This is a genomic window from Ohessyouella blattaphilus, from assembly GCF_024721265.1.
Lineage (GTDB): Bacteria > Bacillota > Clostridia > Lachnospirales > Lachnospiraceae > Aequitasia > Aequitasia blattaphilus_A.
In genome coordinates this window covers 15955-29735 of record NZ_JAMXOC010000011.1, presented here as the reverse complement: position 1 = coordinate 29735, position 13781 = coordinate 15955, and the positions used below count along the sequence as shown (strand labels likewise).

Here is a 13781-nt window from a genome sequence, read left to right as displayed (position 1 = left end):
GGGCAGAGAAATGAACACAGCGTTAAGTGCAGAAGGTAATGAAAAGATGTTCGTGAATGATGAACATATCGAGTTTTATCAGGAGAATATAGAAAAATGTAGATATCAGGATGTATATCATAAGGCGCTTATATATTGTCTTGGGATTAGCAGTGAGGTAAGGAGAAAAGTAGAACGGATTTACGATTTTGAGAACGAAGAAATAAAGCCAGAGTGTTTGAAGGAGGGATGGGTTACAGGTGGCTTCGCCAAAGTTATCCGGTTGGCTTTTAATCTTTTTTGTAATGACACACCAAGCATATATGAATATGAGGATGACCTAGAAGAGGCGATAAGGGAGTGTAAATATTATGCAGTGGAAGATATTTTCTGCTGTGAGTATGGATCATATTTTTTTCAAGCTATCATGATTCGTTATCCTGAGTACTTCCGTAATGAAAAGGGGGGATTCTAGATGGGTAAAGTAATTGCGATAGCGAACCAAAAGGGCGGATGTGCAAAAAGCACCACCGCAGTAAATTTAAGTGTAGGGCTTGCAAGAGCAGGTAAAAAGGTACTAGCGATTGACAACGATCCTCAGGCTTCTCTTACGGCAAGTCTAGGGTATAAGCAACCAGATCAATTGGAGGTTACCTTAGCAACCAAGATGGGCGATATTATTCTAGATAAGGAAAGCAATCTCTTTCAGGGAATCTTGCATCATGAGGAAGGGATAGATTTACTTCCTGCCAATATCGAACTTTCCGGCATGGACGTATCATTGGTGAACGTTATGAGTCGTGAGACCATCTTAAAACAATATGTAGATCAAGTGAAAGGGTCTTACGATTACGTTATTATTGATTGCCTACCATCTTTAGGGATGCTAACAATTAATGCTCTCGTATGCGCCGATAGCGTGTTGATACCAGTACAAGCAGCCTATCTGCCCGTAAAGGGCTTACAACAGCTTATTCGAACCATTGGGAAGGTGTATCGTGGTTTGAATCCAAAGCTTCAGATTAACGGCATACTCCTTACCATGGTGGATTATCGCACGAATTACGCAAAAGGGATTGTACAAAAGCTAAGAGAGTCCTACGGAGAACAGATTCGTATTTATGAGTCTAGCATTCCTTTTTCAGTAAGAGCCGCAGAAGCTAGTGCAGAAGGGAAAAGCATCTTCTTGCATGATCCTAGGGGCAAGGTGGCAGAAAGCTATTACCAGTTCGCGAAGGAGGTTCTTGATTATGAAGATGACAAGTGCAGATAAAGTAGAGCTTAGCTCTTTTGAGAACCTGTTTGGAACAGAAAAAAAGGAAGACGCGGAGATTATGGAGATTGCTTTAGAAGATCTTTATACTTTCAAGAACCATCCCTTTCGAGTAATTGAAGACAGCAGTATGGAAGAGCTAATAGAAAGCATAAAGGAAGAGGGCGTGATTTCTCCAGGAATAGCTCGCCCTAGAGAAACGGGTGGTTATGAGATTATTGCAGGTCACAGAAGGTGCTTTGCGTCAAAAGTGGCAGGACTTAAAACCATGCCCTTTCGGTGTAAGAATTTAACAGATGAAGAGGCCATTCGCTTCATGCTTGATAGTAACATCCAAAGAGAGAACCTATTGCCGAGTGAAAAAGCCTTTGCGTATAGGATGAGAGTAGAACTTATAAAGCATCAAGGAAAAGCTGGCCTTAAGTCGGCTAAAAGAGTGGGGAATGAGGCAGGCGATAATGAGCGAAAAGTCTATCGTCTTATTCGCTTAACCTATCTTTTGCCAGAACTGCTTGAACTTGTAGATAAAAAGAAAATTCCTGTGATTGCAGGGGCAGAGATTTCATATCTTAGAGAAAAGGAACAAGAGGATTTTCTGGAGCTGGTAAATGATTCAAAAAGATATCCAAATACGAAGAGCGCTCAGGAATTAAAGGAAGTAAGTAGTAAGGGTGAATGGACACAGGAGAGACTACAGGAGATTTTACTAGGAAAAGCAACTAGGGAATCAGGTAGCCTTACGATAAAGCGTAAAAACATACAAAAGTACTTTCCAAATACATTTAGCAATGAGGAAATGGAGGCGGTCATTTATAACCTATTAGCCGATTGGCAGAAAAGAAAGGAAGGGGATAAGGGTGAAGGAGAAAATTAAGTTTGAATATTTTCATGACTACGAAGCAGAAAGCTTTTCCTTTTACCGAATCCCTAAAGTGCTATTTACTGACTCTTACTTTGATAAAGTATCTTGTGAGGCGAAAGTTTTATATGGCGTAATGCTTGATCGTATGGGGTTGTCACTTAAAAATGACTGGATAGATGGAAATGGAAAAGTTTACATAATCTTTACGATTGCAGAATTAATGGATTATATGAATTGTAAACGAGATAAAGCAATTAAGTTGATGGGCGAATTAGACACCAATAAAGGGATAGGTTTAATAAAAAAAGTGAAAAAAGGATTAGGAAGGGCAGATCATATTTATGTATTAAACTTTAATAATCCAGAGGTAAAAGAAGCTAGTAAACAAAGGGAAAAGTTGGTAGATACAGGGGAAATAAATGAGGGGAGTATAGAACGATTAGAAGTGGAGAATAACCGACCTCAAGAAGTCGGAAAACGCCGACCTCAAGAAGTCGGAAAACACCGACCCCAAGAAGTCGGAAAACACCGACCTCAAGAAGTCGGAAAACGCCGACCTCAAGAAGTCGGGAAACACCGACCTCAAGAAGTCGGGAAACGCCGACCTCAAGAAGTCGATATTTCCGACCCTAATAATACTAATATAAATAATACTGAGAAAGACCTATCTATCCATCTATCTAGTGAGATAGAAAGAAGGATGGATGTAATAAGTGCCGTTGCCATGACTGTAAAAGAGCAGATAGAGTATGACCTTCTTGTTTGCGACTATGATAAAAGGTCGGTAGATGAGCTGATGGAGATTATGGTCGAGGTGCTTGCCTGTAACAAGGAAATGCTGAAAATCTCTGGGGAAGAAATACCAACTAGGTTAGTGAAAGCTAGATATCGCAAGATAGGTTTTTCTCATATGCAGTATGTGTTTGAATCCCTAAAGAAAAACACAACCAAGGTTCGCAACATCAAGCAGTACTTAATGAGCGTTTTGTATAACGCACCAGTAACGATGAATCATTTTTATCAGGCAGAAGTGAATCATGATTTTTATAGTTAATAATAATTGAATACCTTGTGACAAATTGGCACGAAGTGAATGTTGGCTTTGTGACAAAGTGTCACGAAGTTACACCTTTTGCCAAAGAGAAGCAGGGGGAAGGGAAAAGGTGTAACAGATGTACAAGGATTATGTAATAGAACTGTTTTCAAAAGGGTATTTTAGAAGTGATGGTAGCATTGACGTAGAGAAAGTTAAGGATGTAGGGTTTAACGATGGTGTGGATTTAGCAAATTTCATCTGGGAAGAAGGGGAGGACCTTCTTCATGAGGATTATAAAACTATCTTAAAAGAGTTTCAGGTTCGCCCAATGTACTTGACTGGAATTGCAGAGGGTTTAACAAAGCGTATGGCTTATCTTGTAAACACCGTATCTAAAATAGGTGAGTAGTATGAAACGGGAAATGAGTATGAAAGAGGTTATTTACTGCTTACAAACTTGTGAGTCGTTTCGTGAAAATGAATCGATTCGTTACAGAGAGCTAAAAGGCAAGTGGGAACAGGCTAACAAAGAGTATCATAGCAATGTGTATGCGAGAGTAAATCTTGAAGGAGTAAGAAAGAGTACTCCAGAACGAAGAGATATTTTATATACCTTAGAGCTCCATGAAGAGCTCTTTGCTGGAGTCGTAGAAGATATTAACTATGAGCTTCAGAGGCTTTATAGAAAGCGGCAGATATATAAACGCATAAGGTGTTGCTATTCAACTTTAGAAGGGCTTGAAAGAGAGATTATTCTAAAACGTTATATACAGAACAAGCCCTATAAAGAGGTACTAGGTGATTTTAAAGGGAGCCAAAGGACCTTCGAGCGGTTACGGTTGTCGGCACTAGAGAATATAAGAGATAAATATAATAGTAGATACAGTGATGAAGAGATTGTGAGAAGAGAGGAAGTAAAATGATGCGATGGAAAGAATTAAAATTTTTGGTAATCCTATTTTTGGTAATGGCCTTTGTGTTCTTCTATTTTGCAGCAAAGGAGCAAGAGCCTTATAGTGAGGCTAAGAAACATACAGATTCTTTGAAGAGCTTGTACGTGGTAGAAGATAAGGAGGAAGAGAATCCAGAAGTAATGAGCCCACCGAGATGGATTGATTTTGCTAGCCTACAAGCAATCAATCCAGAAATTGTTGCTTGGATTCATATTCAAGGAACAACGATTGATTATCCCGTACTAAGAAGTGAGGATTCAGAGTTTTATTTGTATCATGATTATCAGAAGGAAGTGAGTACCATTGGCAGTATTTTCATGGATTCAGGAAATCAAGCAGACTTTTCTAGTCGTCATACGATTCTATACGGTCATAACATGACGACGACCCAGATGTTTAGTGAGCTGGCTAATTATGAAGATGAAGGGTATCTGTTGGGGCGAAATATTATTGAACTTTATCTGCCACATTATTACTGTAAGTATGAAATCATCAGTGCCTATGAAACCAGCACCGATAGCGAAGATTTTCAGATTCAGTTTGAAAGTGGCGAAGAGTATATTGATTGGATAAAAGATAGGGTTCTATCAGATAGAGCTGGGGAAAAAGTTTTAACGCTATCAACTTGTACCAATGCCGGCGGTGTAAAAGAACGTTTTGTGGTACACAGTCGCTTAATTGAAGAGATGGGAATAGGTAACCGAGGGTTTTAGTGAAAGCTAGAATCTTCGGTTTTTTTAATTTAGAAAGGTTGTGATTTTATTGAGGGTGTAAAGAAGGATTTTGGAACAGAGAGGGAAGCAAAGCATGAGGGAGACCTGATGCTTTGTTTTTATAACAAACAAATATAAAGGAGAAAAACGAGATATGAAAAAGATGAAAAATAGACCATTAGCCTCAATAGGTATATTCGTGATGGCGTTTTCCTTGATAGCGCCAGCCTACGTAAAGGCAGAGGATAACGAAGTGCCCAAGGTGACGATAGAAGAGCCAACAAATGGCCTGATAGAAGTTAGAGGTCCTACAGAAGCAGATTCTTGGAGCTACATCTCAGTTCAGGCAAATGAAGACTATGTGATTAAGAAAATCCTAGTAAGTGAGGAAAAGGCAGTGCTTTATGGGATGGGAGCAAAACCAGATGGAACAGAATATAAGTTTAAATTTATGCCTAAGGAAGATTCAAAGGTATCGGCAGAATTCACAGCAGATTTAGAGGAGCTTAAAGATGAGATTATCCCACAAGCCTACCGTCCGACGAAAAACGTTAAGGACATTAGAACAAGATCAAGTAGGGTTGCAGCTAGAATTGAAGCAGGCAGCCTAGTGAATTATTATCTGGGCAATCAAGTGAACTATGATAACTGGTTTACCAATGAGATGTTTATCAATGATCGGTTTGCTTTTTGTGCAAGACCAAATCAGTACGCTCCGCCTACAGGAGCCTATCAAGTGGATTTTGTATGGTCAAATAAAGATACTGCCTCAAAAGCTATGTACAATCTATACGGCGGTGAAGGCTATGAGGCGAATGGCTATAAAGCATGGATGGAGTCTTTTGGGTGGGGTGTTGGTGAGCAGATTGGATTCTCTCACGTAATTATGTGTGCAGTAGGCAATAACCAAGGAATTATGGGTGATCCAAACTTTGATGCAAGTCAGCTTTCAGCGTCTGTGTTTACGGGAGTAACTGCCGCTAATAAGAATAGATGTTTAGAGGTGCTAAGACATATCATCAGTAGCGGGGATGCCCCAGAAGGCTTTCAAGCATTTATGATTACTAGAGATACAAGTTACCAAGCGGTGTTTGGAAGTGCTTATATGCCGAGAGGGAAGATTAAGTTAAAGAAAGTATCTGCTAATAGAGAAATGACAGACAACAATTCTTGTTATAGCTTGGCAGGTGCTCAGTACGTGGTTAGAAAAGAAGGAGAAACAGAAGTAGTAGCTACGCTAGTAATTGATGAGAATGGTTATAGTGAAGTAGAAGTTACGCCAGGAATCTATGAGGTTAAGGAAACGCAGGCACCAATAGGATATGGGGTAGATCCAAATACCTATAAAGTAAGTGTTCCCTCTGGAGGCGAAGCAATAGTAAATGTAACTCAAGTAGAAGAAGTGCCACAAAATAATCCTATCCAGATATGGGCACTAAAGAAAGATAAGGAAACAGAGCTAAATAGAGCCCAAGGAGCGGCCGTTTTAGAAGATACACACTTCCAAGTGAAGTACTATAAAGGACACTTTGATTCGGATCCCAGTAAGGAAGGAAAAACATGTGAACGTAGCTGGATTATTCGAACAGACAGCAAAGGACAGGCAAAACTAGGAGCAGAGTATCTAGTAAGTGGCAGTGATTTTTATCTTGACTCAAAAGGAAACCCAACCCTTCCTCTAGGAACGGTAACAGTGGAGGAAATTAAAGCATCAAAAGGCTATTTATTAACGGATAAAGAAGTTCATATAAGAAAAGTGACTGCTCAAGGCACGATTGAAAAGGTATCGACTTATGATTATCCAATACTTAAGAATTATCCTATTCGTGGAGATTTAAAGTTTGTAAAAATCGAAGACGGTACAGGAAAGCGGATGGCGAATATTCCCTTTTCTATCACTTCAAAAACTACTGGAGAGAGCCATGTCATAGTAACCGATAAGAACGGCAATGCATCTACAGAGAGTGGTTGGAATAAACACTCGGAAAACACGAACCGAGGGGAAAGCGAGAAGGACGGCATCTGGTTTGGGAATCTTGAAGCTATAAATGAAGAAGTGGGAGCTTTGCTTTTCGATACTTATGTAATAGATGAATTACCTTGTGAGAACAACAAAGGGAAGGTCCTTTTAACAGGCATTGAAGTTGTGATTGAGAGAAACTTAGTAGCGGTGGAAATGGGTACTTTGACAAATGATGAGGAGCAGAAACCGGAGATCGGAACTACTCTAACAACAGAAGACGGCGGTAAGGTTGTTGTTGCTGATGGCGTGATTAAGTTAAAAGACGTTGTTCGCTATTCAGGTATGGAGAAGAATATCGGTGAAGAACTAAGGGCTGAGGGGATTTTAACTGCAAACGGTAAGCCTGTTTTAGTTGAGGAAAAAGAGCTAACAGGAAGCACGAAGTTTAAGCCAGAACAGGACAAAGGGAGTGTGGAAGTATGGTTTGAATTTGATGCTTCTAAGCTTAACTCAGAAGAACTGAAAAAACTAACAGCCTTTGAAACTGTGTTGGATAAAGAGGACAAAATCATCGCTGAGCACAAGGACCCTGAGGATGAAGGGCAAACGGTTGAACTAGTAAAGCAAGAGGAACCAGAAGAGCCAGAAGAAATAGAGAGTCCAAAGACTCCCGAAGTTCCGAAGGAAGAACAAGTTATTCCTAAGACTGGCCTTACAAGTAAACGAAATCTATTTATCGGTTTAGGGATTCTAATGCTTATCTTAGCAGGGGTAACTGGGGTTTATCAAAAAAGAAAAAAAGTAAATAGGAAATAAGATTCCTATTCGAGAGGAGAATTATGAGAAGAAAAGGATTTGGATTTAAAAATGTGATTTTTGTGATTTTATCGTTAGCCTTAGCAATCTTCATTACCTACATGTTGATGACGTATGTGTTGCCGGTGGCAGCTCTTGGGAAATGGAAGGGTACGGTGATGTATGGTTTGGTATTACTGTTTTCAGGCGTCTTTACATTTATATTCACATGGTTATTCAATAAAAGGAGATGAAAGCACAATGAAGAAAAATAAAGTAAGAAGAAAAGAAGAAATCAGTATGAAAGTATTAGCAACACTAGGAACCGTCAAACTAGGGGTGTTAACCTACGCTCCCTATGCCAATGCCACAGGAGCAGGAGCAGGAATCGTATCTAGTGGATTTAATAATCTGATCGACGTGGTAAAAGCGATTGTAACTTCTATTGGTATTCTCTTAACCCTTTGGGGAATTGGTGAATTTGGTATTAGTATGAGTTCTCAAGACGGAGCGAGTCAGGCTCATGCAATGAAAAGAATTGGTGGCGGAATCCTAGCGGCATTAGCCCCTCAGATTCTTTTAACCTTAGTTCAATGATAGGAGCCGCGTATGCAAGCGATAAGAGATATCATAATGGGCCCAGCCTATCTACTGGGAAAAATGATATGGAACGCATTAATGAGTATGGTAACCGGGGTCATGACAAGTACCCCGGAGACCTTTTCTAGCCCAACCTGGGAGTTTGTAGAGGGAACGCTTTATCCTTGGACAAAAGGCATAGGGATTGTGTTATTAAATCTATTCTTTATGATCGGATATATTACCCAGGCTTCGGATTTAAAGGAAAGTTTTACTATCGAGATTTTTGTAAAGCAGGTCATAAAACTAGTGCTGGCGAATGGGCTTATTCAAGCCTTGATTCCAATCACAAGGATCTTCTTTAGGATGTCCTCTCAGTTAACAGGATTAGTTATGACTTATGAGCCGATTACTTTTACAACAGAAGACGTGGATGGTGGCATGTGGCTATTTTTCTTTATCTTTGGCAGTCTTTATGTCCTAGTGGCTATTGTTTGTGGAGGGCTTATTTTTCTCTCAGTCTATGGACGCTTTTTGAAGATTTATTTATCGGTAGCAGTAGGACCAATAGCCTTAGCCAGCTTAGCAGGAGGAAGAACCCTTAACAATACGGCCTTTGCATGGATGAAGACATTTTTATCTTATGTTTTTGAAATTTTTGTCATTGCTCTTGTTATCACGATTGCTGGAAAGATGATACAGTCTATTGACTTTGGTACTTTTGAAAGAGGGTTTGCATCCATTGCAGACGGATTTGGTGGTGCATTACAAAGTATGTTTACGATGATCTTAATGGCGGCCAGTGTAAAAGGAGCAGATACTTTTATGCGTAGAAATTTTGGATTGTAGGAAAGGAAAATATGAATATAAAAATCAATAAAGACTTTGAAAGAGAATACCAAGACACAGGTTTTAAGGGACTTACCACACGCCAAAGCATAACCTTAGTTGCAGGGATTGTATTTTATGGAGGATCTGCTTTTCTTTTATGGTATTTTACCAACCTAAGCCCTTCTATCTGTGTTTACATTGTGCTACCAATAGGCGCTTTGGTAGTAGCCTTTGGTTGCTATTCCTATCAAGGGCATAACCTATTACAGCTTATAAAACATTATCGACATCAGTTAAAAACAAGCATTTTGATAACGGATTTTGGCGAACGAGAAAGAGACTATTATAGAATTCATACTGTAAAGCGATTGCCGATTAAAAGGAAAGAAAATAAACGAAGAAAGAGAAGGAGGAAGCATTAATGGGAATCTTTATGGGCAGTAGCCGGTTCGCAAAACGGAAGCGGCTAACAGAACCAATTGTTAAGTGTCCAAAAAATATGAGAGAAAGCCTTAATATTATCGATTACCGGGAGAATGGGATATTTCGGTTAGAACCAGGGGAGGGGGTGATACTTTACGATAGCTGCTACGTCTTTGAGGATATGAATTATACTAATAAAAATGAGGATGAGAAGGAGTATATCTTAAAGTCTATGATGAGGTGGCTAAACACAATGAACGTGGATTTTAAGATCACAAAAGTCAATAAATATCAGGATATGACAGCTTACTTGGATCGTATTTTTCATTACCCAAATGGAGATCAGTATCCAGTAATAAAAGAGGGAATAGAGAGCTGGAAGAAACAAAAGCTTGATACGGATCAGGGAAATGTCAATCAGGTGAGTTATCTAACAGTTACTTGTAGAGCGTTATCTTTTGAAGAAGCAAAAAGTTTTTTTAACACTTTGGATCGTGAAATAGTAAAGAATTTCGTGATATGGGGAAGTAAGATTCACCGGTTAAGTGCTAAGGAGCGTTTTATGTCTCTAAGGTCTTTCTTCTTCCGAGAAGAGAAGGACCTAGATACCTTTCAGAGATATTTTGACCACGGGGATATGAGAAATACGGTATTGCCAGCTAGTCTAGAGCAAGAGCGAAATTTTATGCGAGTTGGGGAACAATACGTATCGGTTCTTTTTGGTCACGACTTTGCATCTTCTCTAGGGGATGAAATCATACATAATATTTCGAAGCTAAGTTATCCTAGTCTTATTACTCTTGATTATGCTCCTGTAGACCGAACAACACTAAAAGATAAATTGGCGGCAGCCCATACCAACAATGAACGTGCAATTGAAGAGGAGATGGATGGAAAAGCGAAAGCTGGAAGGAGAAGTCTTGCCCCTTCCTACCGTAAAGAAAAGGCAAAGGACGAATTAGAAAGTTACCGAGATCAAGTAGATACAAACAGTGAGAATGGCTTCTTTCTGGGACTAATTGTGGTTCTAACAGCTAGAAGTGAAGGAAAGCTTGCAACCAGAGTGGAAGGTGTTAAGAATCTTGGAAGAAAACAAGGGGTTCTGTTTGATACCTATGATTTTCTTCAACTAAAAGCGCTTCATACAGCCTTGCCTTATGGAGGGCGACAAGTGAATCATATGCGGAACTTTTTAACCAGTTCAGTTGTTGCCTTCCAGCCTTTTTATGCCCAAGATATTCAGGAGGAAAACGGTTATCTATATGGTCTTAATAAGACTACAAAGCGAGCGGTTATTGCCAATCGAAAAAAGCTAAAAGGACCTCACGGAATTATTGTAGGACATACAGGAAGCGGTAAATCCATGACGAGTATAAAGATGACAGAGATAGCTCAAACACTTCTAGCGACAGATGACGATGTAATGATGATTGATCCTCAAGATGAAATGGCCTATGTGTGTCCTAAGTTTGGGGGACAGTACCTAGACTTTTCACCAAAAGGGAATCTATACATGAATGGCTTTGAAGTACCAGCAGATGTTTTCTTTGGAGATGAGAATACGAAAAGTGCTTTTGTAACAGATATGACGACCTATGCAACGATGTTTTGTGAAGCGATTATGAATAATATTACAGTTACTCAGGAACATCTATCGATTATTGGACGCTGCGTTAGGCTGATGTATAATGACGTCTTTAGTCGCACAAGATTAAAGACACAACCCACTCTTTGCACACTAAGAAAAAAGCTAAAACAGGAACAGGAGAAGGCGATTACTACAGGAGATCAGGAGCTTATTAGAGTAATCTATAATTCCTTGGAAGAGTATACGGAAGGGAAGTACAATATGTTCTCAAAACCTACAAACTTTCAGATTGATAATCGGTTTACTTGCTTTGGGATTAAGAATGTACCAGAACACATGTGGGAGCCGGTGATGGGAACGATTATGAATTTCTTAGCTACACGGATGGAATATAATCAGTCGATTCAGCGAGCTACCCACTTTATAGTGGACGAAGCCCAAGTAGTGTGTCAAAGACCAACCAGTGCAAAAATGCTCTTATCAAGTGTGGTCACCTTTCGTAAATACGGAGGTATCTGTACCCTCGCCATGCAAAACTTAAAACGAGCAATTGAGAATCCGGATCTACGGGAAATGTTCTCAAACTGTGAGTATAAGTGCTTCTTTGATCAGGGAGGCGTGGATGCCCTTGCGCTAGCAGAGATACAGGAACTTACGAGAACTGAGTTTCTAAGCTTAAGCGAAGAAAAGCCGGGTCACGGAGTTATGGTCTGGGGGAAAAAGGTTATTTTATTAGATGGGGAAATCAATCGTGAGAATCCTCTCTTTGACCTTTTTGATACAAACTTCCTTGAGAAAGCTGAGAAAAGGACAAAAGAAAGCCGCTAGATTTGGCGGCTTTTTTTAATGGGAGGAAAGGATATGCAAGTAAATGTAGATAGAGATACAAAGTTGCAAGTGGAAAAAGAGAAAGTGGCTTCCGATTTTTTAAAAGTATCAAAGAGTGCCAGTGGTGCTCTTAATAGAAACCTTAATAGTTTGAACGAAACGGATAAAGAAAGGGAAGAATATCAGGAAGGTGGAATAAGAAGTCGACTAAGTCCTAGAGAGCTTAGGAAATGGGATCGACAAAGTAAACGAAAAAAGGAACAATACCTAAAGTTAGATTCTCGCTCTCAGTATTTAGAAAGGGAATCAGTAACGATAGGTGTAAGTAATACAACAAAACAGGTAGATTCTGGGATTGCAAGAGAAGCAGAGATAGGAGCCCAGGTTGGAATTAAGCAGACGGTAAGTGAGGCATCAAAAACTACGCTAAAAGAGGCGAGTAAAGGAACAGGGGTAGGCATAGTGGTGACTAGTGCGGATTTAGCGAAAAAGGGGGCGATTAAGTTTAAGGAACATCTTGCAGGTAGTGAGGCAGAGATGAAAAAGCCAATAAGTTCGGTGGCGGTTACAAAACCAGAGAGAATGGGAAGCACAGAAAACAAGGATTCAAGATCTGCAGGCGTCACAACAGTGGCAGCCACCTTGGCTACTGGATTTGCAACCATCTCGTCGATGATACTGGTTCCAATACTTATCGGTATAATTGTTTTTGTGGCGGTGATTACGGCATTTATTGGCACTCAGGTGAGTGGAAGAAGTGGGGCGGAGGAGTTTGTTCTTGTAGCAAGGCAGGAATATGCAAACGCATCTAAGAATGTCGGCGGGAAGAAGTATAAAGACTGGTACAAGGTACAAGCAGACTGGTGTGCAATCTTCATTTCTTGGTGTGCTAATGAATGTGACTACATTGAACAGGAGATTTTTCCTAAGACAGCGGCGGTGCGTAGTAGTAGGAATTGGTATGAAGAAAAAGAACTGTATTACTCTAAGGGAAGTGGCTATAAACCAAAGGCAGGAGATCTAGTGTACTTTGAAAATGGTATGAGCCATATCGGTATTGTAGTTGCTTATGATGAGGACACCGACCGAATAGAAACGATTGAAGGAAACAGTGGCCCGTCAACGGGAAGACCTTATCATACAGCTAGTCAGGTAACCAATAACTTTTATCCTAGTACCACTTCAAGCATTAGTGGGTATGCCAGCCCTGAGTATCCGGAGAGTGCTAGCAGTATAGAAGTTCCAGAGCCTTATGGAACTGTATATAGCTATATGGGATGGCAGACCATTACATCACCAAGCTCTAGTCAATATAAGCTACGAGAAGCAGCAGGCATGAGATTTGATCAAGATGGGTTTGGAATTATTGACGGCCGTTACGTAATTGCTTGCACTACAAAGTTTGGCCAAGTGGGTGATTATATTGATTGGACATTAGCAAATGGAGAAGTAATAAAAACAGTAATTGGTGATATAAAAAACCAAAGAGACCTTGGATGTAATGAATACGGCCATAAGGATGGTGCATGTGTGGTGGAGTTTGTGGTAGATAAGAATTCATGGTACGGCACAAGTAAGCATCCGACTAAATTCCATCCAGAGTGGAGGTCAAGAGTGGGTAGGAGTGATAAGGTGGGGAGTTATTGGTAGAGGAGAAAAAGAATGTAGTTGATTTTAGAGCCGAGAAAGTTTATCCATTTCCTTTGCTTTGGTTCACTGAATATTTAAGCATAAAAAATAGGTAACTACGGTTTTTATTGTTAGTGGTACTGAATAGCTGTATAATATTCCTGTAAACTGAAACAGAAAGATTTTGCAAACGTTGTTTCTTGAGCGATAGTTAATGAAGACGTATCTGATAGAAAATTTGAATTTTATTAAAAAATATATTTTGATCTGATACATTTCATTTTATTGCAACGGGTGAGGTGAACAGTATTAAAGATATAGCGAATAGG

General features: G+C 39.8%; 14 protein-coding genes. All 14 read left to right on the top strand.

Going from position 1 to position 13781, the window contains the following annotated elements; genetic code table 11:
- The first annotated feature begins 10 nt into the window (after positions 1–10).
- The 14 genes from NHH16_RS08430 (at position 11) to NHH16_RS08365 (ending at position 13473) form a co-directional block, all read left to right on the top strand.
- Positions 11–454: a DUF6075 family protein gene (locus tag NHH16_RS08430; RefSeq protein WP_262069154.1), complete on the top strand. Its 444-nt coding sequence runs from the start codon at positions 11–13 to the stop codon at positions 452–454.
- Entirely contained in the window at positions 455–1252 is a 798-nt protein-coding gene (locus NHH16_RS08425) for a ParA family protein (protein ID WP_262069153.1), read from the top strand.
- Complete coding sequence (locus tag NHH16_RS08420; protein ID WP_262069152.1) at positions 1230–2126, top strand: ParB/RepB/Spo0J family partition protein; 897 nt, start codon at positions 1230–1232, stop codon at positions 2124–2126. Before NHH16_RS08425 ends, NHH16_RS08420 begins: the two co-directional genes overlap by 23 nt.
- Positions 2110–3168 (top strand): replication initiator protein A, encoded by a 1059-nt coding sequence (locus NHH16_RS15630; protein WP_262069151.1) that lies wholly within the window; start codon positions 2110–2112, stop codon positions 3166–3168. The genes NHH16_RS08420 and NHH16_RS15630 overlap by 17 nt, the downstream gene beginning before the upstream one ends.
- A gap of 118 nt (positions 3169–3286) precedes the next feature.
- Complete coding sequence (locus NHH16_RS08410; protein WP_262069150.1) at positions 3287–3559, top strand: hypothetical protein; 273 nt, start codon at positions 3287–3289, stop codon at positions 3557–3559.
- Position 3560: 1 nt separating this feature from the next.
- Positions 3561–4073: a hypothetical protein gene (locus NHH16_RS08405; protein ID WP_262069149.1), complete on the top strand. Its 513-nt coding sequence runs from the start codon at positions 3561–3563 to the stop codon at positions 4071–4073.
- A complete protein-coding gene (gene srtB, locus NHH16_RS08400; RefSeq protein WP_262069148.1) occupies positions 4070–4816 on the top strand; it encodes a class B sortase in 747 nt (248 codons plus the stop codon). The genes NHH16_RS08405 and srtB overlap by 4 nt, the downstream gene beginning before the upstream one ends.
- Before the next feature lie 154 nt (positions 4817–4970).
- Positions 4971–7595, top strand: a complete 2625-nt coding sequence (locus tag NHH16_RS08395) for a SpaA isopeptide-forming pilin-related protein (protein WP_262069147.1) — start codon at positions 4971–4973, stop codon at positions 7593–7595.
- A gap of 23 nt (positions 7596–7618) precedes the next feature.
- Positions 7619–7828 carry a hypothetical protein gene (locus NHH16_RS08390; protein ID WP_262069146.1) on the top strand — a complete coding sequence of 70 codons (210 nt, stop codon included), beginning with the start codon at positions 7619–7621 and terminating at the stop codon, positions 7826–7828.
- Between the two features lie 7 nt (positions 7829–7835).
- The gene (locus NHH16_RS08385) at positions 7836–8171 is read left to right on the top strand and encodes a hypothetical protein (RefSeq protein WP_262069145.1); all 336 of its coding nucleotides are present in this window, start codon (positions 7836–7838) and stop codon (positions 8169–8171) included.
- Positions 8172–8183: 12 nt separating this feature from the next.
- Entirely contained in the window at positions 8184–9002 is an 819-nt protein-coding gene (locus tag NHH16_RS08380; protein WP_262069144.1) for a hypothetical protein, read from the top strand.
- Positions 9003–9013: 11 nt separating this feature from the next.
- Positions 9014–9406: a PrgI family protein gene (locus NHH16_RS08375; protein ID WP_262069143.1), complete on the top strand. Its 393-nt coding sequence runs from the start codon at positions 9014–9016 to the stop codon at positions 9404–9406.
- Positions 9406–11823, top strand: coding sequence for a VirB4-like conjugal transfer ATPase, CD1110 family (locus NHH16_RS08370; protein WP_262069142.1), 2418 nt, complete (start codon positions 9406–9408; stop codon positions 11821–11823). The genes NHH16_RS08375 and NHH16_RS08370 overlap by 1 nt, the downstream gene beginning before the upstream one ends.
- Before the next feature lie 33 nt (positions 11824–11856).
- On the top strand, positions 11857–13473 hold the full coding sequence (locus NHH16_RS08365; RefSeq protein ID WP_262069141.1) for a CHAP domain-containing protein: 1617 nt from the start codon (positions 11857–11859) through the stop codon (positions 13471–13473).
- Positions 13474–13781: the final 308 nt, after the last annotated feature.

Bases quoted from the DNA above. Each gene is read 5' to 3' on its own strand.
- NHH16_RS08375 (WP_262069143.1), top strand. From the start codon at position 9,014: ATGAATATAAAAATCAATAAAGACTTTGAAAGAGAATACCAAGACACA.
- NHH16_RS08395 (WP_262069147.1), top strand. From the start codon at position 4,971: ATGAAAAAGATGAAAAATAGACCATTAGCCTCAATAGGTATATTCGTG.
- NHH16_RS08390 (WP_262069146.1), top strand. From the start codon at position 7,619: ATGAGAAGAAAAGGATTTGGATTTAAAAATGTGATTTTTGTGATTTTA.
- NHH16_RS08410 (WP_262069150.1), top strand. From the start codon at position 3,287: ATGTACAAGGATTATGTAATAGAACTGTTTTCAAAAGGGTATTTTAGA.
- NHH16_RS08430 (WP_262069154.1), top strand. From the start codon at position 11: ATGAACACAGCGTTAAGTGCAGAAGGTAATGAAAAGATGTTCGTGAAT.
- NHH16_RS08405 (WP_262069149.1), top strand. From the start codon at position 3,561: ATGAAACGGGAAATGAGTATGAAAGAGGTTATTTACTGCTTACAAACT.
- NHH16_RS08385 (WP_262069145.1), top strand. From the start codon at position 7,836: ATGAAGAAAAATAAAGTAAGAAGAAAAGAAGAAATCAGTATGAAAGTA.
- NHH16_RS08425 (WP_262069153.1), top strand. From the start codon at position 455: ATGGGTAAAGTAATTGCGATAGCGAACCAAAAGGGCGGATGTGCAAAA.
- NHH16_RS08420 (WP_262069152.1), top strand. From the start codon at position 1,230: ATGAAGATGACAAGTGCAGATAAAGTAGAGCTTAGCTCTTTTGAGAAC.
- srtB (WP_262069148.1), top strand. From the start codon at position 4,070: ATGATGCGATGGAAAGAATTAAAATTTTTGGTAATCCTATTTTTGGTA.
- NHH16_RS08380 (WP_262069144.1), top strand. From the start codon at position 8,184: ATGCAAGCGATAAGAGATATCATAATGGGCCCAGCCTATCTACTGGGA.
- NHH16_RS08370 (WP_262069142.1), top strand. From the start codon at position 9,406: ATGGGAATCTTTATGGGCAGTAGCCGGTTCGCAAAACGGAAGCGGCTA.
- NHH16_RS08365 (WP_262069141.1), top strand. From the start codon at position 11,857: ATGCAAGTAAATGTAGATAGAGATACAAAGTTGCAAGTGGAAAAAGAG.